The organism is Oceanibaculum indicum P24, assembly GCF_000299935.1.
In the GTDB taxonomy this organism is placed as follows: Bacteria; Pseudomonadota; Alphaproteobacteria; order Oceanibaculales; family Oceanibaculaceae; genus Oceanibaculum; species Oceanibaculum indicum.
Genome location: NZ_AMRL01000022.1, coordinates 22386 through 45893 on the forward strand (window position 1 = coordinate 22386; position 23508 = coordinate 45893).

A 23508-nucleotide genomic window follows, 5' to 3' on the forward strand; every position below is an offset into this window, starting at 1 on the left:
ATTCAAATTACTGAAATACCTTTATTTTGTCCTCCCGCATCGCGCCTGTGGCGTCTCGTTGGGAAGCCATGGTACATTCTGTATTCAGAATTGCAATCGGAGTGTTGAATGGCTGATGCAACAGAAAAGCATAAGGATGTCGGCGCGGTCGTGCATGCGCTGCGCATCCTGCAGCATCTGGCGGATGCGCCGGGCCCGCTGGGCGTCGCCGCCGTGGCGCGCGAGACCGGTATCAGCCCCAGCACCTGCTTCAGCATCCTGCGGACCATGGCGCGGGCGCGCTTCGTCAGCTTCCACGAGACCGACAAGACCTACACGCTGGGCCTCGCCGTGGCGGAGCTGGCGACCGGGCTGATCGGCACCAGCTATCTGGACCTGATCCGGCCGGAGATCGAGCGGCTGGCCCTGAACCACAATATGCTGATCGCGCTGTGGCGGGTGACCGAGGACGGCCATATCGTCGTCATCGACCGGGCCTATGGCGAGCATGTGGTGCGTGTGGACATGCGGGTGGGCTCGCGCCTGCCCTTCCTGATCGGCGCGGTCGGGCGCTGCGTCGCGGCGCATCTGGACCTGCCCCCGGCGGAGCTGCGGCGCCGCTTCACCACCCTGCGCTGGCAGAACCCGCCCAGCTATGAGCAGTACGAGGCGGAGGTGGCGGAGGCCGGCAAGCGCGGCTGGACCAAGGATGTGGGCTATCTCTATCGCGGCATCACCACGGTGGCGAGCGCGGTGGTGGACCAGGCCGGCACGCCGCGCTTCGGCATCAGCGGCATCGCCATCCAGGGCCAGCAGACGCCGGAGCAGATCGACCGGCTGGGCGAGGAGCTGCGCGATGTGGCGCGCTATCTGAGCCGTGCCTTGTTCCCGCAGCGCCAGCCGGCGCTGTCCGCTATCGCGTCCTAAGAGGGGCGTCCTAAGCCGGCTGTAGCCCTTCCAGCCGGGCGGCGGTGGCGCGCAGGCAGGCAAGCGCATCGGCCTCCAGCCGGTCCAGGATCGCGCCCGCCGGCTCCAGCTTATCGCACCAGGCCGCCGCCGGCCCCAGCGACAGCACGCCCTTGGTCCAGTCGCCGGTCTCGTAGGCCACCTTCTGGATCGGCCCGCCGACCAGCGGCCCCAGCACCGCATAATCGCTCTGCCCGCTGGATTCCAGCCGCGCGACCTCGGCGGCCGTCTCGTTGGCGAGGCAGCGATAGGTATTCTTCAGGCTGCGCAGCACGGTCGTCGAGCAGGTCTCGTCCAGCCCGACCAGATGCTGCTTGTAGAGCGGATGCGCCCAGATCTCGTCGGCCACCAGCATGCGGCTGCCCAGCAGCACGCCATCGGCGCCCATCGCCAGGGCTGCGGCGATCTGCCGGCCCGAACCGATGCCGCCGCCGACCACCACCGGCACGTCGAGCTGCTCCAGCGCGCGGGCGGCCAGCAGCATGGCGGGGATATCGCCCATGCCGGGATGGCCCCCGCATTCCGCCCCGATCAGCGCCACCGCATCGACGCCCGCCGAGACCGCCTTGGCGGCGTGACGCACCGTCGTCGCCTTGTGCAGCACGACGCAGCCAGCCTCCTTCAGGCGCGGCAGCAGCGCCTCCGGGCTGTAGCCCGCCGTCTCGATGCAGCGCACCCCCTCCTCGACCACCACATCGACATAGGCCTTCATCTTCTCATTCTCCGCCGGCCGGGCGGAGATATAGAGGTTCACGCCGAACGGCCTGCCGCCGGTCATCTCCCGGCAGCGCCGCACGGCATCGCGGAAGGCATCGGCATCGGGGTAGGAGCGCGGGGTGATGAAGCCCATGGCACCCGCATTCACCACGCCGGCGACATATTCCGCCGTCGCCAGCCACATCAGCCCGCCGCACAGGATCGGCTTCTCGATGCCGAACAGATCGGTCAGGCGCGTCGGCAGCTTCGGCGTGGACGAGGCAGGCATGGGCGGTTCCTCCGGTTCATTTTGCGCCTCAGCAAAGGCGGGCCCGGCGAGGTTGTCAACTGGCGTGCCGCACACCACCCGCCGCCCATACTCCGACTGTCACCCCATCCTCAGACCGTCACCCCCGCATTTATTGCGGGGGTCCAGGGTTCAGCCTACTCAGGCCGCGCCAAAGCAAGCCGAGGTCTGGATTCCCGGGACAAGCCCGGGAATGACGGTCAGAGAGAACCGTGAGGCCCGCATGTCACCCCCAGCGCCATTCCAAGAAACAGCACCTGCTTGTCAAAGCACCGGAACCGGCAGTAGCGTCATGGTTGAAAAAGCGGGAGCGCATATACTCGCTTTGTCACCCCCGGGCTTGACCCGGGGGTCCAGGGGCGGTGCTCAGCTTGTAGCGATACAGAACGCGGCCCCTGGATTGCCGGGTCAAGCCCGGCAATGACAAGGAGCGGGCGGCGAATCCGAACAAAAACAAAAGGGAGAGGACACGCGGCATGAAGGGCATCGTCTTTCTGGGCGACCGCAAGCTGGAGCTGCGCGACTTCCCCGACCCCGCGCCCGGCCCCGGCGAGGTGGTGCTGGAGATCAAGGCCTCGGGCATGTGCGGCAGCGACCTGAAATTCTACCGCACGCCGGGCGGCGCCAGGGCGCTGGGCTTCAAAATGCAGGACGGGCCGATCATCGGCGGGCACGAGCCCTGCGGCGTGGTGGTCGCGGTCGGCCCCGGTGTCCCGGAAAAGCAGGCCCGCATCGGCATGCGCGTCATGCAGCATCATTATCGTGGCTGCGGCGTGTGCCCGCACTGCTCCACCGGCTGGATGCAGCTCTGCGTCGAGGGCGTGGCGGAGGTCTACGGCGTCACCGGCCATGGCGCACACGCGACCTACATGAAATGCCCGGCACGCACGCTGGTGGAGCTGCCGGACGAGCTGTCCTTCGCCACGGGCGCGGCGATCTCCTGCGGCACCGGCACCGCCTGGGGCGCGCTGCAACGGCTGGGGCTGCAGGGCGACCACAGTATCGCCATCTTCGGACAGGGGCCGGTGGGCCTGTCGGCGACGCAGCTGGCCAGCGCGCTGGGGGCGCGGGTCATTGCACTGGACACCAGCCCGGAGCGCCTCGCCCGCGCGCTGGAGTTCGGCGCCGATGCGGTGCTGAACCCCGCCGAACTGCCAAACGGTGCGGGCGATGTGGTGGGTGCCATCCGCGAGCTGACGCATGGGCTGGGCGCGCATCTCTCGCTCGATGCCTCGTCTTCGCCAGCCGCCCGCGCGCAGGCGGTGAAATGCCTGCGCACCTGGGGCAAGGCCTGTTTTGTGGGGGAGGGCGGCGAGGTGACGCTGGATGTCAGCAACGACCTGCTGCGCCGGCAGGTGACGCTGATCGGCTCCTGGACCTTCTCGACCGTCGGCCAAGCCGACTGCGCCCGCTTCATCGCCGACCGAGGGATCGACGTGGACGCGCTGTTCACCCACCGCTGGCGCCTCGACGAGGCCGAACCCGCCTACCGCCTGTTCGACAGCCAGACCACCGGCAAGGGCGTGTTTTTGATGTGAGGGGGAGGAAGTTAGTCAGCTTTGACAAAAGCGGATAACTCCACTTGCGTCTCCAAAAGAGAGAATTCGCAACACATCCACACATCAATTTAAACTTGCAACTTATTGCAACATATATATGTCCTTAGGACATATATATGTTGCAATAGAGTAAGTCAATAAAAATCACAAGCCCTCCTTTCGAATTGACATCATATAGCACCTCATATACGTCCTAAGGACGTATATGAGGTGCTATAGCATGATATTCAGTGATGCCCTTGAAGCAGCGCTTATAGCGTCAGACGCGCCGGCAATTACCGACTATGAGTTTTATCAACTAGGTGCAAAGTTATTCGCAGCGGCCAGTTGGGAAGGCTCCCCCTTGTCACGCCTGCCCTCTAGTTGGGACCATACCCGAATGCGGAATGCCCAACGCCGCCTCCGAAAGCGCCAAGTCATTGCCCCTGACGCTGATTTTCTTATGGGGATGTGGCGCGTCGTTCAATCCAGCCGCTCGGGATCAGCTGAGGAAATTGCCTCAATTGCCGACCCCTTCTGTTACGTCTCGTATCTTTCCGCAATGGAGCGTTATGGACTCACTGATCGTAGTCCCGAGGCTCTACACCTTTCGACGCCTTCGCGACCAATCTGGAACAAAATGCGCGACGAACGAATTATTACCGATGGGATGGACAAACTGCACGCTAGCGCTCCCAGTCTCGTGCGCTTCGGCTTTAAAGATAAAGTGCGGCGACGGCCAGTTATTATCCATGAGACCCGACACCCCGCAACTCCGACAGCCATAAGTGGTGAGCGAACGAGAATAACCGATATTGGGCGCACCTTCGCAGACATGCTCGATAAGCCAGCGCTGTGCGGCGGTATGCGCCATGTACTCGATATCTGGGAAAATCACGCGCTTAGTTGGACCGACGCAATCATTATGGGAATCAACAGTCTCAACAGCAAAATTGCAAAGGTACGCGCAGGCTATATCTTCACCGAACGACTGGGTTTTGAGGACGCGCGAATCGCTGCTTGGGAAACTTACGCGCAGCGCGGCGGATCACGTAAGCTAGATCCCGACAGTAATTATGTGTCAGTTTTTTCGGAACGCTGGATGATTTCGATAAATGCTTGAGGACTTATTCCCCGAAGGACCCGCAGATATTGTCGAGGTTGATATTCGCGCTTGGGTCGAAGCCGCGCGCGCAAACCCTTCATTGTACCGCAATCGTCAAGTCACCGAGGTCGTACTGGCGACGATTGGCCTATCACCTAGTCTAGCCAAAACCCTTGTCCTAAAAGGTGGCGCACTAATGGCGCTTGCGTTCAGAAGCGATCGTGTTACAGGCGATGTCGATTTCAGCGCCTCGGTCGGTCCCGACGACTTCGACAAATTACTTGTCGATGAACTCAACGCTCAACTACCGAAAGTCGCAATTCAACTCGGGTACATTGATCTTATATGCCGAGTCCAGAAAGTGGAAAAGCGGCCACGCCCGCAAAATTTTGAAAACATGAAATTTCCCGCCCTGCTAGTCCGAATTGGATCAGCTATTCGTGGGACAAATGAGCAAACACGGCTCACGGCTGGTCAAGCGACACGAGTCGTAGATATTGAAATTAGCTTTCACGATCAAGTCTATCACTTTCAAGAGCTTAATTTGACCAACGCTGGCGTCGCTGTGCGTGCCTTTACCATCCATGAGATCATCGCCGAGAAACTGCGGGCTCTTCTTCAGCAACCCATACGCAACCGATATCGCCGTCAGGATGTTTATGACATAGCATTTCTTCTCGACGAACATCCATTAAAGAAAGCTGATTTGGCGCTGATTCATAAGACATTGCTCGAAAAATGCGCCACGCGTGGGATTATACCCACCGCACAATCTCTAGCTGATCCAGAAGTGCGACAGCGCGCTGAGGCCGATTGGAACACCCTAAAATTAGAATTATCCGAACTTCCTTCATTTGACGCGCGATATGCTAGCATTGAGGCATTTTATGGGAAATTTCCTTGGGCATCATAACATTCTGTTCTGAAAACGTTAGGATTTGAAATATTCACTAAGCGCAGCTAGCGACTTAAATGAAGTATACTGCCGTAGTTCGAACGTAGACACTAAAGCCCCCCAGCACCCTCTCCCCTTGGCGGCGGGGCGAAAGCCTCCTAACCTATCCGGATCGCTGACCAAGAAACGCTCCGGAGGATGCCCCCATGTCCTATACGCTGCATGAGTTCGCGGCCGATATCCGCGCGGCGCTGACCGCCGATCCCGGCCCGGCGGGCCAGGAGAAGGTGCGCCTTCTGACCGAGAAGGCCCTGCGCGATACGGATTTCATGGCCGCCTGCTTCGGCGTGCCGGCACCGAAGGAACGGGAGGTGCTGTACGAGGATGCCGATCTTGGCTTCGCCATCTGCCGCCATGTCTATACGGGGGCCAAGGATTCCGGCCCGCACGATCACGGCCCCACCTGGGCGATCTACGGCCAGGCCGAGGGCGAGACCGACATGACCGACTGGCGCATCGTCACCCCGCCATCGGGCGGCAAGCCGGGCCGGGTGGAAAAGACCCGCACCTACCGGCTGACGCCGGGCGTGGCGCATCTCTATCTCGCCGGCGACGTGCATGCGCCCTACCGCGCCGGCCCCACCAAGCTGATCCGCATCGAGGGCAAGAACACCGACAAGATCAGCCGCACGCCCCTCGAAGCGGCGGCGTGAGCAATACTCAGACCGTCATTCCCGGCCTTGTGCCGGGAATCCAGGGCTCAGTTTACCCGACCGACGATCCAGCCAGCGGAAGCCTGGACCCCAAGACGCCCTTGGGCAACAAGTGCGGGGGTGACGGTAGGTGTTTATGCGGGCAGCAAGCTCATAAGGCGGCCTGGTGCCAATCTCCCCTCACCCAGCTGCGGCTAGGCTCGTTCCTCGCCAAGCCTCCGCAACCCTCTCCCGCCAGGGGAGAGGGAAAGAATGGGTGGTTTTGTAACCCTCTCCCCTCGCGGGAGAGGGTGGTGAGCGAGAGCGAACCGGGTGAGGGGGAACAAGACTCCCCCCTGAAAAACCCCGCATAATCGCGGTGCCGGGGTTGCGATCCGGCGCGGCGGGCCAATATCAGGGGCTGCCGGGCGGCCCCGCCCGGCCCCGATGTTCCAAATGACCTCTGGCGACCTGTCGCCGGTTTTCGCGCGCCCGCCCACAACCCGGTCCTGATACCCCATGCTTCTCGATTTCGGAATGGTTGCCGCCGGCCTCCTCCTTCTGTTCCTGGGCGGCGAGGGGCTGGTGCGCGGCAGTGTCGCCATCGCCACGCGGCTCGGCATTTCCAAGCTGGTGGTCGGCATGGTGATCGTCGGCTTCGGCACCTCGGCACCGGAGCTGGTGGTGTCGCTGCAGGCAGCACTGGCCGGCTCCCCCGATATCGCGCTGGGCAATGTGGTCGGCTCCAACATCGCCAACATCCTGCTGATCCTGGGCATTGCCGCCCTGCTCTCGCCGCTCGGCAACAGCGATGGCGGCATCCGGCGCGAGGCGCTGGTGATGCTGCTGGCCGCGACCGCGCTGGTCGCCGCGCTGTGGTATGGCGAGATCACGCGCCTCATCGGCTTCGCCCTGCTGGCCGGGCTGGCGCTGCATCTGGCGCTGGCTTTTCTGAAGGAGCGCAAGTCGCGCGAAGATATCGCCGAAGGAACTGCCTACGAGCATGAGGCGGACGAGGTTTCCGACGTTCCGCTGAAGCTGCCGATTGCCATCATCGCCACGCTGGCCGGGCTGGGCCTGCTGGTGGCGGGAGCCGAGCTGATGGTCGAGGGCGCCACCGCGATTGCCCGCGATTTCGGCGTGTCGGAGGCGGTGATCGGCCTGACCATCGTTGCCGTCGGCACCTCCCTGCCGGAGCTGGCGACCGCCATCGTCGCCGCCATCCGCCGCCATTCCGACGTGGTGCTGGCCAATATCGTCGGCTCCAACATCTTCAACGTGCTGGCGATCCTGGGCATCACCGCCACCATCGCGCCGATCGGCGTCAGCGAGCGCTTTCTGCTGATCGACGGGCCGATCATGCTGGCCATCACGCTGCTGGCCTTCCTGGTGCTGCTGCGCGCCCGCACCGTTGGCCGGGTGATCGGCAGCGGCTTCCTGATGCTCTATATCGGCTATATCGGCATGCTCGGCTATATGGGGTAAGCTGGCCGGCGTTTTTGCGGCTCCACTTTTCCGGCGTGATCGTTACCATACGAACAATCCCTCAGAATGAGGGTTCAATGGGATGCCCGCCCGGCCCCCCCCGTCCAAGACAGGACATGACCGACGATGAGCCTGCCGCCCGAACGTCCCTGGCCCGAACGCTCCTGGACCGAGCCGACGGACGATTCCATCGTCGCCGCCGCCGATGCCATCCTGGCCGCGCGGGAGGAAGTGCCGGCATCGGATGTCCAAGCGATCAGCGAGTGCGTCGTGCGCATCGCCTGGGTGCCCGGTTCGGCGTCGGTCAGCGACGAGAAGCTGGCCTTCCTGCTGGATTACTGGCGCGGCCTCGGTGAGGGACAGAAGGACGGGGTACCACTGGCCGCGCAGGTCGATGGCATCGACCTGGTGCCGGCGCTGGGCAACATCATGCTGCTGGATGTGGAGCGCGACGGGTTCGACGCGCGCTACCGGCTCTACGGCACCAAGGTCGCCAGCAAGGCGGGGCGCGACTGGACCGGCTGGCTGGTCTCCGAGATGGGGCGCGTCACCCGCACGCCGGCGACCCTGCTCTACCGGGCCGGCTATCTGGCGGTCTATCGCCGGATGATGCCGCTGTTCACCGAACATAATTCCCCGCCCTGGACTTCTGCCGAGGCCTGGCGGCGGCTGATCCTGCCGCTCGCCGACGATCAGGGGCGCTGCACGCGGCTGCTGGTCGGCAATGTCGATATCGGCCACCGGCTGCTGACCGCTGAGCAGATCGAGGAACAGCAGCGCCGGCTGCGGCCCGACGACTGACAATCCAGAGAAACCAAGAGGACCATCATGCCGGAAATCCCCACCATCGCCCTGCCGGGCGGCGAACCCATGCCGGTGCTGGGCTTGGGCACCTGGGGCATGGGCGACGATGACCGCCGCGCCGGGCAGGAGGCGGACGCGCTGCGCAACGGGCTCGACCTTGGCATCCGGCTGATCGACACGGCAGAGATGTATGCCAATGGCCGTGCCGAGCAGATCACCGGCGAGGCGATGAAGGGACGGCGTGACGATGTGTTCCTGGTCAGCAAGGTACTGCCCGGCAATGCCAGCCGCGAGGGCACCATTGCCGCCTGCGAGCGCAGCCTGAAGCATCTGGGGACCGACCGGATCGACCTGTATCTGCTGCACTGGCGCGGCCCGCATCCGCTGGAGGAGACGCTGGCCGGCTTCGAGGCGCTGATGCAGGCCGGCAAGATCCGCCACTGGGGTGTCAGCAATTTCGACATGGATGATTGCCGGGAGCTTGAGAAGCTTGCCCCCGGAAAGGTCGCGACCAACCAGCTACTCTACAATCTGATGCGCCGCGGCATCGAATATGACCTGCTGCCCTGGTCGCGCGAGCGCGGCGTGCCGGTCATGGCCTATTCGCCCATCGAGCAGGGAAGGCTGCTGAAATATCCGGCGCTGGGCAAGGTGGCCGAACGCTATGGCGCCACGCCGGCGCAGATTGCCCTGTCCTGGCTGCTGCGCCAGCCGGGCATCGTCGCCATCCCGAAGGCCGCGCGCACCGCGCATGTGGAGGAGAACCTGGCGGCGCTGGACATCCGGCTGGACAGCGAGGACCTGGCCATTCTCGACCGGGCCTTTCCGCCCCCCGCCAGCGCCCGGCCTCTAGAGATGCTCTGACACGCACAGATTGCACGGGATCGGGATTTTCCTATTGATTGGCGCGCCTAAAACATGGAAATTTAGGCAAATAATATAAATCACCCCGAAGCGGGTACGGCCATGAGCAACAATCCCGATATCATTCACCCGCGTGCGCGGGTGTTCGGTGCATACTGGATGTCCCTGCCGAAGCGGGATTTTCTGCCGGACCGCGACCAGATCGACCTGCTGCAACTGAAGGAGATCCTGCCCTCCTTCGTCATCCTGCAATATGAATCGCCGTCCATGGTCCGCTTCCGCCTGGCCGGCACGGACGAGGTCAGGCGCTACGGCTTCGAGATCACCGGCCGGAACTATCTGGATTTCGTGCCGGAAGAACGCCGGGCGCAGGCCGTTCAGACATTCCAGACCATGCTGAACCACCCTTGTGGCACGCGGAACCTGATCGAGACCGTCACTTCCAGCGGCCGCATCGTGCTGAACGAGGCCATCGGCTATCCGGTGCGGGGCAGCGACGGGCGCGCCGACCAGATGATCTTCCAGAGCAACGACATCGAGGGCAGGCTGAAGCCCCATCAGCGCAAGGATGTGGTGGTCGAACACCGCCGCCTGCGTGAGCGCCGCTTCATCGATATCGGCGCCGGCGTGCCAAGCCTCGCCGCCTGACGCCAGCCTTTCACGGCACGCCGCTCAGCTTTGTTCCGGCGGCGTTTGATTTCCCAACAGCGAAGCCTCATACTGCGCGGCAAGGCTGAGAAAAATCAGCCATCGTAACCGCTTGGGAGGGTTTCATGGGTTCTGGCAGCCAGCCTTCGGCCGGCGCGCGTCGGCTTCGCTCGCAGCTCTGGTTCGATAATCCCGACAATCCCGGTATGACGGCGCTCTATCTGGAGCGGTACCTGAATTTCGGCCTGACGCGGGCGGAGCTGCAATCTGGCAAGCCGATCATCGGCATCGCCCAGACCGGCTCCGACCTGTCGCCCTGCAACCGCCACCACCTCGACCTCGCCAAGCGCGTCCGCGAGGGCATCAATGCCGCCGGCGGTGTGGCCTTCGAATTTCCGGTCCATCCGATTCAGGAGACCGGCAAGCGCCCGACCGCATCGCTGGACCGCAACCTCGCCTATCTGGGTCTGGTCGAGCTGCTGTATGGCTACCCGCTGGATGGCGTGGTGCTGACCACAGGCTGCGACAAGACCACGCCGGCCTGCATCATGGCCGCCGCCACGGTGAACATTCCGGCCATCGTGCTGTCCGGCGGGCCGATGCTGAATGGCTGGTGGAAGGGCGAGCGAACCGGCAGCGGCACCATCGTCTGGAAGGCGCGCGAACGCCATGCGGCGGGCGAGATCGACTATGCGGAGTTCATGGATATCGTCTCCTCCTCCGCCCCGTCGGTCGGCCATTGCAACACGATGGGCACCGCCTCGACGATGAACGGGCTGGCCGAGGCGCTGGGCATGTCGCTGCCCGGCTGTGCCGCAATTCCCGCCCCCTACCGGGAACGCGGGCAGATCGCCTACGAGACCGGGCTGCGCGCCGTGGAGATGGTGTGGGAGGATCTGAAACCGTCGGACATTCTGACGCGCGAGGCGTTCGAGAACGCCATCGTGGTGAACTCCGCCATCGGCGGTTCGACCAACGCGCCGATCCACATCAACGCGATTGCCCGGCATATCGGCATCGACCTCACCAACGACGACTGGGAGAAGATCGGCTACGACATTCCGCTGATCGTGAATTTGCAGCCCGCCGGCAAGTATCTGGGCGAGGAGTTCCATCGTGCCGGCGGTATCCCCGCCGTGGTGAACGAACTGATGAAGCACGGCAAGATCCGCGAGAATGCCGTCACCGCCAACGGCAAACCCATCGGCGAGAACTGCCGGGGCCGCGAGCGCGAGGGGGAGGATGTCATCCTGTCCTATGACACGCCGATGGTGGACAAGGCTGGCTTCCTGCATCTGCGCGGCAATTTGTTCGATTCCGCGATCATGAAGACCAGCGTGATCTCCGATGATTTCCGCAAGCGCTACCTCTCCAACCCGAAGGACCCCAACGCCTTCGAGGGTCGCGCCATCGTGTTCGAAGGGCCGGAGGATTATCACCACCGCATCGACGATGCATCGCTGAACATCGATGAGACCTGCCTGCTGTTCGTGCGCGGCACCGGCCCCATCGGCTATCCCGGCGGGGCGGAGGTGGTGAACATGCAGCCGCCGGCCGCCCTCATCAAAAAGGGCATCCTGGCGCTGCCCTGCATCGGCGATGGCCGGCAGTCCGGCACCTCGGGCTCGCCCTCGATCCTGAACGCCGCACCGGAGGCCGCCCTGAATGGCGGGCTCGCCATCCTGCAGACCGGTGACCGGGTGCGCATCGACCTGAACAAGCGCACCGCCGATATCCTGATTTCCAGCGACGAGTATGAGAAACGCAGGGCCGACCTTGTGGCGAAGGGCGGCTTCCCGTTCCCCGACCACCAGACGCCCTGGCAGGAAATCCAGCGCTCCATGGTCGCCCAGTTCGACGAGGGCATGGTGCTGAAGCCGGCGGTGAAGTACCAGCGCGTCGCCCAGACCAAGGGCGTGGCCCGGGACAATCACTGATCCAAACCCTCTCCCCTTGCGGGAGAGGGTGCGAGCGCGAGCGAGCGGGTGAGGGGTACAGCACGGTCTGAGCGGTCACCCCTCACCCAGCCGAGTCTAGGCTCCTACGTCGCCAAGCCTCGGCAACCCTCTCCCGCAAGGGGAGAGGGACAAGAAAAACAAATCAGGGAGAGAGACTTCATGCGGATTCTGATCATCGGGGCGGGCGGCATGATCGGCCGCAAACTGACACAACGGCTGATCGCGGACGGGAAGCTCGGCGGCAGTGCCATCAGCCATCTGCATCTGGTGGATGTGTCAGCCCCCGAAAAGCCCGCCGCCCCCTTCACGGTGGAGGTGGAGCCGGCGGACCTGTCGCAGCCGACCGCAGCCGCCCGCCTGATTGCCAGCCGGCCGGACGTGATCTTCCATCTGGCCGCCATCGTCTCCGGCGAGGCCGAGGCGGATTTCGAGAAGGGCTACCGCATCAACCTAGATGGCACGCGCTATCTGCTGGAGTCGATCCGCCGCACCGGCGGCACCGAGTACCGGCCGCGTCTGGTCTTCACCTCCTCTATCGCCGTGTTCGGCGCCCCCTTCCCCGAGGCCATCGGCGACGAGTTCCTGACCGCGCCGCTGACCAGCTACGGCACGCAGAAGGCCATCGGCGAGCTGCTGCTGGCGGATTTCACCCGCAAGGGATTCGTGGACGGCATCGGCATCCGCCTGCCCACCATCTGCGTGCGGCCGGGTACGCCGAACAAGGCGGCGTCGGGCTTCTTCTCCAACATCATCCGCGAGCCGCTGGCCGGCAAGGAGGCGGTGCTGCCGGTCTCCGAGGAGGTGCGCCACTGGCACGCCAGCCCGCGGGCGGCGGTCGGGTTCCTGATGCATGCCGCGACCATCGATGGCGACAAGGTCGGCCCGCGCCGCAACCTGACCATGCCCGGCCTCTCCGCCACGGTCGGCGAGCAGATATCGGCGTTGCGGGCGGTTGCCGGCGAGAAGGCGGTGAAGCTGATCCGCCGCGAACCCGACCCGGTGATCCAGACCATCGTTGCCGGCTGGCCGCACAAGTTCGACGCGAAGCGCGCCCTGGCGCTGGGCTTCAAGGCCGAAAGCAGCTTCGAGGAGATCGTCCGCATCCATATCGAGGACGAACTGGGCGGAAAGGTTTGAGGGGCAACCATCCCCTTTCAGCGACAGCGACGGAGACTCGTTCCGTGAAAGGAAAAGCAGAAAGCGTAGCCGCGCTTGATGAAATCGGGCGGATTCGCCTGTCGAAATCATTCATCCTGCGTGAATTTCTCTACAGTGAAGTTGCGAACTTCCACGGCATCCCGAACATTCCCGATGACCCGGATCTTGCAGCCATGGTGGGCAAGCGTCTTTGCGAAGACCTTCTGGAACCGCTTCAGGCAACCTTCGGGAAGATCATCATTCGTTCCGCATTCAGGTCATGTGACGTCAATGGCTTCTGCAATGAGCAGCAGAGAGCCGGAAAGAAGGGCTACACATGCTCATCGAACGAGTCGAACTTCGCGGGCCACATCTGGGATCGCCGTGATGCTGACGGGTTTTCGGGGGCAACGGCCTGCATCGTTATTCCATGGTTCGCGGAACGCTACGAAAAGGGGGAAAGCTGGCAGTCACTCGCCTGGTGGATACACGACCATCTACCCTATTCGCACCTGTGCTTTTTCCCGCGCATGGCGGCGTTCAACATCTCATGGCACGAAAAGCCGCAAAGGCGGATCGACAGCTATGCTGAGCCTAAGGGATGCCTGACGCGGCCCGGTTATCCAAACCACGACGGCAGCCACGAAGAATTTTACCCGGGCTTTCCCCAGCTTGCCACGTCATAGCCTGGGACTGACCGCGGATAACGGGGCATGATGCGCGTCAATAAAATTAAGTCTGACTTATTCAACCTGAAAAGGAATCAGCTCCGCACGCACACCTAATCCCCTTGCGCGAATTAGAAACGCCTTCTATGGTTTTCCCTAATAAAACAAAGCCTGCCTTGATGCAGGTGATGGGAGGGAAAGCATGGCGTCCGTGCAGATTCGGGACGTGCGAAAGGCCTTCGGCCCGGTCGAAGTGCTTCATGGTGTTTCCATTGACATAGAGGATGGGGAGTTCGTCATCCTCGTCGGCCCCTCGGGGTGCGGCAAATCCACATTGCTGCGGATGATCGCCGGGCTGGAGGGCATTTCCGGCGGTGAAATCCTGATCGGCGAGCGTGTGGTGAACCATGTGCCGCCGAAGGAACGGGACATCGCCATGGTGTTCCAGAACTATGCCCTCTACCCGCATATGACGGTCGGCGAGAATATGGGCTTCTCGCTGAAGTTGCGCGGCGCGCCGAGGGAAGAGTTCGACAGCCGGGTGAAGGTCGCGGCTGAGATTCTGGGTCTGACCAACCTGCTGGACCGCTATCCGCGTCAGCTGTCCGGCGGCCAGCGCCAGCGCGTCGCCATGGGCCGCGCCATCGTGCGCGACCCGCAGGTCTTCCTGTTCGACGAACCGCTGTCCAACCTGGATGCCAAGCTGCGCGTCGCCATGCGCACCGAGATCAAGGCGCTGCACCAGCGCCTGACTTCCACCACCGTCTATGTCACGCATGACCAGATCGAGGCCATGACCATGGCCGACAAGATCGTCGTCATGCATGACGGCATCGTCGAGCAGATCGGCGATCCGCTGGGCCTGTATGACCGGCCGGACAATCTGTTCGTCGCCGGCTTCATCGGTTCGCCCGCCATGAACATGCTGCGCGGCCGCATCGAGGCGAATGGCAAGCTTTCCTTCGTCAGCGATGGCGGCATCCGCCTGCCGCTCGACGATGCCCCCGCCGCCGCGCATGGCCGCCCTGTCGTCTATGGCATCCGCCCGGAGCATCTGGTGCTGGCCGATGATGGCGCCGAGGCGACGGTGACGGTGATCGAGCCGACAGGGTCCGAAATCCAGGTGGTGGCCGACATGGGCGGCACCGAGATCATCGCCGTGTTCCGGGAGCGCCATGCCTTCCGGCCGGGCGAGCGGATCAAGGTCGCGCCGCAGCCGGGCCACACGCACCTGTTCGACGCGGAGACCGGCAACCGCCTCTGACGGACGGTTCGCCACTGGCCCGGACAAGGGCCAAAACGGCCGGCGGAAAGCCGGACCGGCAAACAAGGGAGGAATGGGCAATGAGTTTTACCAGACGCGATCTGTTGAAGAGCAGCGCCGGCGTTGCTGTTGGCGTGGCGGGTGCTGGGCTGGTCGGGCCCGGCGGTGCCGCCGCCCAGGATATGAGCTTCAAGCCGGAGGCCGGGGCGACCCTGCGCGTGCTGCGCTGGCGCCGTTTCGTCGCCGGTGACGAGGAGCAGTGGGTCGCCAACACCAAGAAATTCACCGAGAAGACCGGTGTCGAGGTGCGCATCGACAATGAAAGCTGGGAAGATGTGCGCCCCAAGGCGGCGGTGGCGGCCAATGTCGGCTCCGGCCCGGACATCATCGTCGGCTGGTTCGACGACCCGCACCAGTATCCCGACAAGCTGGTCGATGTCAGCGACGTCGCCGAGTATCTCGGCAAGAAATATGGCGGCTGGTATCCGGTTGCCGAACGCTATGGCAAGAAGGACGGGCGCTGGATCGGCCTGCCGCTGGGCGCTGCGGGTGCGTGCATGGTGTACCGCAAGAGCTGGGTCCAGGAAGCCGGGTTCGAGAAGTTCCCGCAGGATTACCGCGAAGTGCTGAAATGCGCCAAGGCGCTGAAGGCCAAGGGCCACCCGATGGGCATGGCGCTGGGCAATGCGGTCGGTGACGGCAATGGATGGGTGCACACCATCCTGTGGGGCTTCGGCGGCAAGATGGTGAACGAGAACAACGAGGTCGTGCTGAACAGCGCGGAGACGGTCGCAGCCCTGGAATATGTGAAGGAGCTGTACGAGACCTTCATCCCCGGCACGCTGTCCTGGCTGGACTCGAACAACAACAAGGCCTTCCTGGCCGGCGAAATCGGTGCCACCAACAACGGCATCTCAGTCTATTACGCCGCCAAGACGTCCAAGGAAGACGCGATGAAGGCCGTGGCCGCCGACATCGAGCATGTGAACATGCCGATCGGCCCGGTGGGCAAGCCGACCGAGTTGCACCTGTTCACCCAGGCGATGCTGTTCAAGCACTCCAAATACCCGAATGCGGCGAAGGAATATCTGCGCTTCATGTGGGAGAAGGAGCAGTACGAGCCCTGGCAGCAGGCGGCCATCGGCTACATCACCCATCCGCTGGCGGCCTATGCGTCGAACCCGATCTGGACCTCCGATCCGAAGCACACGCCCTACCGTGACTGCGTGAAGAACATGCAGTGGAACGGCTTTGCCGGCGATCTGGGCTATGCCTCGGCGGCGGCGATGGCGGACTACATCATCGTCAACATGTTCGCCGAGGTCTGTGCGGGCGACCAGACGCCGAAGCAGGCGGCCGAACGCGCGGCCAAGCGCGCCGAACGCTACTACCGCGTCTGATGCGTGACGGGGGCGGCGCTGTCCTTCGGGATGGCGCCGCTCCTGCCGCACGCTGCCTGCCCCGCTGACCCGAGAACGGAGCCCGCATGGTCGCCGAGACACCCGCCGGAGCGCGCCACAACCGCTTCGCCAAGGCCGAGGACTTTCACGTGCCGCTGACCGCGCGGCTGATGAACAACCGCAACTTCCTGGCGATCTGGTTCATGCTGCCGGCCGCCGCGATCCTGCTGCTGTTCCTCGCCTGGCCGCTGATCCTGGGCATCTACCTGTCGATGACCGACACCACCATCGGGCGGCGCGGCTATTTCATCGGGCTGGAGAATTTCGAGCTGCTGGCCGACGACCCGGTGTTCTGGCTGTCGGTGTACAACACCTTCCTCTACACGCTGGTCGCCAGCATCCTGAAATTCGTGCTGGGGCTGTGGCTGGCGCTGATCATCAACGAGCATCTGCCCTTCAAGGCCTTCCTGCGCGCCATCGTGCTGCTGCCCTGGATCGTGCCGACCGTGCTGTCGGCCATCGCCTTCTGGTGGATCTATGACGCGCAGTTCTCGGTGATTTCCTGGTCGCTGCAGCGCATGGGGCTGATCGACGAATACATCAATTTCCTGGGCGACCCGGACAATGCGCGGGCCAGCGTGATTGCCGCCAACACCTGGCGCGGCATCCCGTTCGTCGCCATCACCCTGCTGGCAGGCCTGCAGACCATTCCGCAATCGCTGTACGAAGCGGCGACCATCGACGGCGCCAACAGCTGGCAGCGTTTCCGGTTCGTCACCTTCCCGATGCTGACGCCGATCATCGCGGTGGTGATGACCTTCTCCGTGCTGTTCACCTTCACCGATTTCCAGCTGATCTATGTGCTGACCCGCGGCGGGCCGTTGAACGCGACGCACCTGATGGCCACGCTGGGCTTCCAGCGCGCCATCCCCGGTGGCCAGCTTGGCGAGGGTGCAGCCATCGCGGTCGCCATGATCCCGTTCCTGCTGGCAGCCATCCTGTTCAGCTATTTCGGCCTGCAGCGCCGGCGCTGGCAGCAGGGTGGCAAGGATTGAGGGCGGCAAGGGGATTGAGGGCCATATCATGAGCACCGTGACGAACCGCCAGGCCGACCATGCCGGCACCGACATCGAGGCCCGCGAGGGCGGCCGCTCCCATGGGCCGGCGCCCAATGAGGGGATGACCTATCTCTCCTCCATCCCGCGCCGGGTGGTGACGGTCTATATCCCGCTGCTGATCTTCCTGTTCGTGCTGCTGTTCCCGTTCTACTGGATGGCGATCACTACCTTCAAATCGAACGAGGAGCTGTACAATTTCCACGATTTCAGTCCGTTCTGGGTGGTGAACGCCACACTGGCCAATGTCGAGAAGCTGTTCTTCGACACCAGCTATCCAGTCTGGCTGTGGAACACCATGCTGGTCTCCACCGTGGCGACCTTCCTGTCACTGTTCTGCGCGGTCTGCGCCGCCTATGCCATCGAGCGGCTGCGCTTCTCCGGCGCGCGTGTCGTCGGGCTGGCGATCTTCCTCGCCTATCTGGTGCCGCCCTCGATCCTGTTCATCCCGCTGGCGACGATGGTGTTCTCCTACGGGCTGTTCGACACCAACTGGGCGCTGATCCTGACATACCCGACCTTCCTGATTCCGTTCTGCACCTGGCTGCTGATGGGCTATTTCCGCTCCATCCCCTACGAGCTGGAGGAATGCGCGCTGATCGACGGCGCCTCGCGCCTGCAGATCCTGGTCCGGATCATCCTGCCGCTGTCCGTGCCGGGGCTGATCTCGGCCGGCATCTTCGCCTTCACCCTGTCCTGGAACGAGTTCATCTACGCGCTGACCTTCATCTCCTCCTCGGAGAACAAGACGGTACCGGTCGGCGTGGTGACGGAACTGGTGGAAGGCGATGTCTATCACTGGGGCTCGCTGATGGCGGGCGCCTTGCTCGGATCGCTTCCTGTCGCCATTCTGTATTCCTTCTTCGTGGAGCATTACGTCTCCTCGATGACAGGTGCCGTTAAGGAATAAGAACAGCGACAGCGGAGGAAGCTTTCCCATGAACCAGATCGATCTGAAGGGCCGCCGGGCCGTGGTCACCGGCGGCGCGCAGGGCATCGGCCTTGCGATCACGAAGCGCCTGCTGCTCTCAGGCGCCTCGGTGGCGGTCTGGGATGCTGATGCAGGCGTCACCAGGAAGGCGCTGGAAGAATTGTCAGGCCAGACCATCGGCGTGCCGGTGGACGTGACCGACTATAACGCGGTGGCGACAGCGGAAAAGAAGACCGTCGAAGCGCTGGGCGGCATCGACATTCTGGTCTGCAACGCCGGGATCGCCGGCATGAACACCACCGTCGCCGAATACCCGGTCGAGGAGTGGAAGCGGGTCATCGATATCGACCTGAACGGCGTGTTCCATTGTTGCAAGGCCGTGGTACCCGGCATGGTCGCCCGTGGCTACGGCCGCATCGTGAATACCGCCTCTATCGCCGGCAAGGAAGGCAACCCCAATGCCGGCGCCTATTCGGCGGCGAAGGCCGGCGTCATCGCGCTGACCAAGTCGCTGGGCAAGGAACTGGCCAGCCACGACATCGCCGTGAACTGCATCACGCCTGCCGCCGCGAAGACGCGCATCTTCGACCAGATGACGCAGACCCATATCGACTACATGTTGCAGAAGATCCCGCGCGGCCGCTTCGTGCAGGTGGAGGAGATCGCCTCCATGGTCGCCTGGCTGGCCTCGGCCGAGAATTCCTTCACCACCGGCGCGGTGTTCGACCTGTCCGGCGGCCGCGCGACCTATTGAGCCTTCCCCCCGATGCCCTTCGAGACGGCCCTTCGGGCCTCCTCAGGGCGAGGTTACGGTTGGAATACCGGCAGCCCCTTGGTGACCTCATGCTGAGGAGCGCTTGCCAAGGTCACTTGGGGAGCGCGTCTCGGAGCATAGGGCGGCTGGGCTCCCTCTTTCGCCAGCCATGCGTCTGCCTTGACCCTTGGCTTCGCCTGTCAGGGCTACTAACATCCGCCCGCAAGAGCGACATATCGGACCGGACATACCCGGTCCGACCGATCCGAAGCACAGGAGAGACGCCATGTATCCCGAGGTTTCCCTTTATATCGACGGCAAATGGTGCAAGGGCGCCACGGGCCGCAGCGAGCCCGTCCTGAACCCGGCGACCGAGGAGCAGATCGGCACCGTTCCGCATGCCGATAAGGCCGACCTCGACCGCGCGCTGGCCGCCGCCGAGAAGGGCTTCGAGCAGTGGAAGAAGGTGTCGGCCTATGACCGCTACAAGATCATGCGCAAGGCGGCCGACATCCTGCGCAGCCGCGCCGACGAGATCGCCAAGGTGATGACCCTGGAACAGGGCAAGCCGGTCGCGCAGGCGAAGATGGAGACCCTGGCCGGCGGCGATATCATCGACTGGTTCGCCGAGGAGGCGCGCCGCGCCTATGGCCGCGTCATCCCGGCCCGCGCCGACGGCATCTACCAGCTGGTGATCAAGGAGCCGGTCGGCCCCGTCGCCGCCTTCACGCCGTGGAACTTCCCGATCAACCAGGCGGTGCGCAAGATTTCCGGCGCCATCGCGGCGGGCTGCTCGATCATCATCAAGGGCCCGGAGGAGACCCCGGCCTCCTGCATGGAACTGATCCGCGCCTATATCGATGCCGGCGTGCCGGCGGGCGTCATCAACCTGGTCTATGGCGTGCCGTCCGAGGTGTCGGAATATCTGATCCCGCACCCGATCATCAAGAAGGTGACCTTCACCGGCTCCACCGCCGTCGGCAAGCAGCTGGCCGGTCTGGCGGGCCTGCACATGAAGCGCGTCACCATGGAGCTGGGCGGCCATGCGCCGGCCATCGTGTTCGAGGATGCCGACCTCGACACCGCGGTGAAAATCCTGGGCGTGAACAAGTTCCGCAATGGCGGGCAGGTCTGCGTCTCCCCCACCCGCTTCCTGGTGCATGAATCGCTGTACGGCAAGTTCGTCGATGCCTTCACCACCATCGCCAAGAACACCAAGGTCGGCAACGGCCTGGAGGATGGCGTGGAGATGGGCCCGCTGGCCAATGGCCGCCGCGTGACCGCCATGGAAGGCTTCGTCGCCGACGCCGTCTCCAAGGGTGCCACGGTGAAGACCGGCGGCAAGCGCATCGGCAACAAGGGCTATTTCTTCGAGCCGACAGTGCTGACCGACGTGCCGGACGATGCCCGCATCCTGCATGAGGAGCCGTTCGGCCCGGTCGCCCCGATCATGCCGTTCAGCAGCTTCGATGAGGTGGTGAAGGAAGCCAACCGCCTGCCCTACGGTCTGGCGGCCTATGCCTACACCAGGTCGGCCAAGACCGCGAACGCCATCGGCGCCGCCGTCGAGAGCGGCATGGTGTCGATCAACCATCACGGCCTGGCCCTGCCGGAAGTGCCGTTCGGCGGCATCAAGGACAGCGGCTATGGCAGCGAGGGCGGCTCGGAGGCCATCGAGGCGTACCTGAACACCAAGTTCGTCACGCAAGCTGGCCTGTAAGCCAGTCCTGCCGTAACGGCAAGAAAGAAGGCCGTCACCCTCGCGTGTGGCGGCCTTTTTCGTTCCGCTGCGGATCAGGGCTAGATGATCGCGTGGCGCACCCTGGCGGAGACATATTCGCTCAACACCACCGTGCCGAGGATGACGATGAAGATCAGCGTCACCTGTGGCCAGGCCAGCACGTTCAGCGAGGATTGCAGCTGCAATCCGATGCCGCCGGCGCCGACCAGCCCCAGCACCGTCGATTCGCGGATGTTGATGTCCCAGCGGAACACCGAGATGCCGGCGAAGGCGGGCATGATCTGCGGCACCACGCCATAGGTCAGCACCTGCGCGCGGGATGCCCCGGTGGCGCGGATCGCCTCCACCTGCTTCTCGTCGATCTCCTCGATGGCTTCATAGAGCAGCTTGCCGACGAAGCCGATGGAGCGCAGCGCGATGGCGATGATGCCGGCCAGGATGCCCGGCCCGATGATGGAAACCAGCAGCAGTGCCCAGATCAGCGAGTTGATCGACCGCGACGACACGATGATCAGCAGCGCCAGCGGCCGCAGGAAGGTGGCGCTGGGCGTGGTGTTGCGCGCCGCCATGAAAGCTACCGGCACGGCCATGACGATGCCCGCAAGCGTGCCCAGCGTGGCGATGTTCAGCGTGTCCCACAGCGGCCACCAGAGCTGCTCCATATAGCTCCAGCGTGGCGGCACCATGCGGCCAAACAGGTCACCGGCCTGGCGCGGCGCATCCCAGAAGAAGGCCCAGATGGTGGTCTGGGTCATCAGTTCCCAGCAATAGACGAACAGCGCCACACCGGCCAGCCAGCCGGCCCAGATGGCCAGCTGTTGCGGCGTCGTGCGCAGCGCCCATTCCGGCTTGCCGTTCCGTTCCGTCACCGGCATGTCACTGAATCCACTTGCGGATATAGCTGGAGGAGTATTCGGCGGCCATGACGATCACGATGATGAGGATCAGCACGGCGGCAGCCGAATCGAATTCGTAGCGATCAATGGCCGTGTTCAGCGTCGCACCGATACCGCCGGCGCCGACGATGCCGATCACTGCCGATTCCCGGAAATTGATGTCCAGCCGGTACAGGCACAGGCCGATCAGCCGCGGCATGACCTGCGGCTGGATGCCGTAATTCAGCCACTGGAACCAGCTGCCGCCGGTGGCACGGATGGCCTCGGCCGGCGCCGGGTCGATATCCTCGATATCCTCGGCCAACAGCTTCGACAGGAAGCCGATGGTGGCGAAGGACAGGGTGATGAAGCCGGCCAGCGGTCCGAAGCCGACCAGCGCCACCAGCACGATGGCGATGATGACTTCCTGGAAGCTGCGCGACACGGCGATGATCGACCGGCAGGCGTAATAGATCCAGCGCGGGGCGACATTGCGCGCCGCACCGATGCCGATGGGTACGGACAGCAGGATGCCGGCCGCCGTGGAGGTGACGGTCATCGTCAGGCTTTCCACCATGCCATCGACGATGTCACCCCAGCGGCTGGTGAAATCGGGGGCCAGGAAGCCCTTGATGAAGGCCCAGCCGCGGTCCAGCCCTTCATAGATGCGCAGCCAGTTCACCTCGACACTGCCGACGGCCAGCACGAGATAGGCCAGCGACCCGATAATCAGGCTCCAGCGCAACAGCGGATTGGCGATCAGTGGCGGCCGGCGCCAGACCCGGCCGGTAGCGGCGGCGCCAGAGGGGGAGGCGAGGCTCATACCGCCCCCGCCAGGCGTTCTTCATCAAGGCGCTGCTCGCTGTCCTCATCCTCGGAGTCGCGCTGGTTGGCGAGTGTCCAGTCCTCCTCGCCATAGATTTCCGTCAGCACGGCATCGGTCAGCCCTTCCGGCGGGCCGTCATAGACGATTTCTCCGGCGCGCAGCCCCACAATGCGCTGGGCGAACATCTGCGCCAGCGGCACATCGTGGATGTTGATGATGGCGGCGAGGTCGCGCTCCGCGCAGATTTCGCAGATCAGCCGCATGATCTGGCGCGATGTCTTGGGGTCCAGGCTGGCGGTCGGTTCGTCCACCAGCAGGATGTCGGGGTTCTGAAGCAACGCCCGGGCGATGCCGACGCGCTGGCGCTGGCCGCCGGACAGGGCGTCGGCGCGCTTGTCCACATGGTCGAGCAGCCCTACCCGCTCCAGCGTCTGGAAGGCCTGATCCACCGCTTCCTGCGGGAAGCGCCGGAAATAGCTGCGCCAGAATCCGACATAGCCCAACTGACCGGAGAGCACATTCTCCATCACCGTCAGCCGCTCCACGAGCGCATATTCCTGGAAGATCATCCCCATGCGCCGGCGCAGGCGCCGCAAGGCCCCGCTGCCCTTGCCGGTAATTTCCTCGCCAGCCAGGAAGACGTGCCCGTCGGTCGGCTCGACCAGCCGGTTCACGCAGCGAATCAGGGTCGATTTACCGGCGCCGGACGGGCCGATCAGCGCCATCACCTGCCCGGCGGGCACCTCGATGGAGACGCCTTTCAGCGCGTGATCGCCGGTCTTGTAGCGCTTGCTCAGGCCCTGGATTTTCAGCATGAGACGTCCCTTATGCCCGCAAAAATCGGAAAGGGAGGCGGCGCC

22 protein-coding genes are annotated in these 23508 nt (G+C 63.8%); 18 read left to right on the plus strand and 4 right to left on the minus strand.

Going from position 1 to position 23508, the window contains the following annotated elements:
- The first annotated feature begins 108 nt into the window (after nt 1-108).
- The gene (locus P24_RS14580) at nt 109-906 is read left to right on the plus strand and encodes an IclR family transcriptional regulator (protein WP_008945505.1); all 798 of its coding nucleotides are present in this window, start codon (nt 109-111) and stop codon (nt 904-906) included.
- Between the two features lie 10 nt (nt 907-916).
- Here the strand turns inward: P24_RS14580 and P24_RS14585 are convergent, their stop codons facing one another.
- Nucleotides 917-1930: an NAD(P)H-dependent flavin oxidoreductase gene (locus P24_RS14585; RefSeq protein WP_008945506.1), complete on the minus strand. Its 1014-nt coding sequence runs from the start codon at nt 1928-1930 to the stop codon at nt 917-919.
- A 494-nt stretch (nt 1931-2424) separates the two neighbouring features.
- Between P24_RS14585 and P24_RS14590 the strand changes: the two genes are divergently transcribed.
- From P24_RS14590 to P24_RS14665, 17 genes are all read left to right on the plus strand, one after another.
- Nucleotides 2425-3486, plus strand: a complete 1062-nt coding sequence (locus P24_RS14590) for a zinc-dependent alcohol dehydrogenase family protein (protein ID WP_008945507.1) — start codon at nt 2425-2427, stop codon at nt 3484-3486.
- Nucleotides 3487-3727: 241 nt separating this feature from the next.
- Nucleotides 3728-4609: a type IV toxin-antitoxin system AbiEi family antitoxin domain-containing protein gene (locus P24_RS19860; protein ID WP_008945508.1), complete on the plus strand. Its 882-nt coding sequence runs from the start codon at nt 3728-3730 to the stop codon at nt 4607-4609.
- The gene (locus tag P24_RS19865) at nt 4602-5504 is read left to right on the plus strand and encodes a nucleotidyl transferase AbiEii/AbiGii toxin family protein (protein ID WP_008945509.1); all 903 of its coding nucleotides are present in this window, start codon (nt 4602-4604) and stop codon (nt 5502-5504) included. Before P24_RS19860 ends, P24_RS19865 begins: the two co-directional genes overlap by 8 nt.
- A 188-nt stretch (nt 5505-5692) precedes the next feature.
- Nucleotides 5693-6199: a cupin domain-containing protein gene (locus tag P24_RS14600; RefSeq protein WP_008945510.1), complete on the plus strand. Its 507-nt coding sequence runs from the start codon at nt 5693-5695 to the stop codon at nt 6197-6199.
- A 498-nt stretch (nt 6200-6697) separates the two neighbouring features.
- Complete coding sequence (locus tag P24_RS14605) at nt 6698-7663, plus strand: calcium/sodium antiporter (protein ID WP_008945511.1); 966 nt, start codon at nt 6698-6700, stop codon at nt 7661-7663.
- A gap of 126 nt (nt 7664-7789) precedes the next feature.
- Entirely contained in the window at nt 7790-8464 is a 675-nt protein-coding gene (locus tag P24_RS14610) for a PAS domain-containing protein (RefSeq protein WP_008945512.1), read from the plus strand.
- A gap of 27 nt (nt 8465-8491) precedes the next feature.
- Nucleotides 8492-9331, plus strand: coding sequence for an aldo/keto reductase (locus P24_RS14615; protein WP_008945513.1), 840 nt, complete (start codon nt 8492-8494; stop codon nt 9329-9331).
- Between the two features lie 102 nt (nt 9332-9433).
- Complete coding sequence (locus P24_RS14620) at nt 9434-9979, plus strand: PAS domain-containing protein (RefSeq protein WP_008945514.1); 546 nt, start codon at nt 9434-9436, stop codon at nt 9977-9979.
- A gap of 125 nt (nt 9980-10104) precedes the next feature.
- On the plus strand, nt 10105-11916 hold the full coding sequence (locus P24_RS14625) for an IlvD/Edd family dehydratase (RefSeq protein ID WP_008945515.1): 1812 nt from the start codon (nt 10105-10107) through the stop codon (nt 11914-11916).
- Nucleotides 11917-12096: 180 nt separating this feature from the next.
- Nucleotides 12097-13074 carry a D-erythronate dehydrogenase gene (gene denD / locus P24_RS14630; protein ID WP_008945516.1) on the plus strand — a complete coding sequence of 326 codons (978 nt, stop codon included), beginning with the start codon at nt 12097-12099 and terminating at the stop codon, nt 13072-13074.
- Between the two features lie 44 nt (nt 13075-13118).
- On the plus strand, nt 13119-13760 hold the full coding sequence (locus tag P24_RS14635) for a hypothetical protein (RefSeq protein WP_008945517.1): 642 nt from the start codon (nt 13119-13121) through the stop codon (nt 13758-13760).
- A gap of 184 nt (nt 13761-13944) precedes the next feature.
- Entirely contained in the window at nt 13945-15006 is a 1062-nt protein-coding gene (locus P24_RS14640) for an ABC transporter ATP-binding protein (protein ID WP_008945518.1), read from the plus strand.
- 80 nt (nt 15007-15086) lie between these two features.
- On the plus strand, nt 15087-16406 hold the full coding sequence (locus P24_RS14645; RefSeq protein WP_008945519.1) for an ABC transporter substrate-binding protein: 1320 nt from the start codon (nt 15087-15089) through the stop codon (nt 16404-16406).
- A gap of 86 nt (nt 16407-16492) precedes the next feature.
- Nucleotides 16493-17461: a carbohydrate ABC transporter permease gene (locus P24_RS14650; protein ID WP_008945520.1), complete on the plus strand. Its 969-nt coding sequence runs from the start codon at nt 16493-16495 to the stop codon at nt 17459-17461.
- Between the two features lie 28 nt (nt 17462-17489).
- Entirely contained in the window at nt 17490-18431 is a 942-nt protein-coding gene (locus P24_RS14655) for a carbohydrate ABC transporter permease (protein WP_008945521.1), read from the plus strand.
- Nucleotides 18432-18459: 28 nt separating this feature from the next.
- Nucleotides 18460-19206, plus strand: coding sequence for an SDR family oxidoreductase (locus P24_RS14660; RefSeq protein ID WP_008945522.1), 747 nt, complete (start codon nt 18460-18462; stop codon nt 19204-19206).
- A gap of 286 nt (nt 19207-19492) precedes the next feature.
- Nucleotides 19493-20926, plus strand: coding sequence for an NAD-dependent succinate-semialdehyde dehydrogenase (locus P24_RS14665; protein WP_008945523.1), 1434 nt, complete (start codon nt 19493-19495; stop codon nt 20924-20926).
- 80 nt (nt 20927-21006) lie between these two features.
- On the opposite strand, the gene phnE (P24_RS14670) is transcribed toward P24_RS14665, so the two are convergent.
- From phnE (P24_RS14670) to phnC, 3 genes are read right to left on the minus strand one after another with little or no spacing between them, the layout of a single operon-like run.
- Complete coding sequence (gene phnE / locus P24_RS14670) at nt 21007-21822, minus strand: phosphonate ABC transporter, permease protein PhnE (protein ID WP_008945524.1); 816 nt, start codon at nt 21820-21822, stop codon at nt 21007-21009.
- Between the two features lies 1 nt (nt 21823).
- Nucleotides 21824-22645 carry a phosphonate ABC transporter, permease protein PhnE gene (gene phnE / locus P24_RS14675; protein WP_008945525.1) on the minus strand — a complete coding sequence of 274 codons (822 nt, stop codon included), beginning with the start codon at nt 22643-22645 and terminating at the stop codon, nt 21824-21826.
- Nucleotides 22642-23463: a phosphonate ABC transporter ATP-binding protein gene (gene phnC / locus P24_RS14680; RefSeq protein ID WP_008945526.1), complete on the minus strand. Its 822-nt coding sequence runs from the start codon at nt 23461-23463 to the stop codon at nt 22642-22644. Before phnC ends, phnE (P24_RS14675) begins: the two co-directional genes overlap by 4 nt.
- Nucleotides 23464-23508 lie beyond the last annotated feature (45 nt).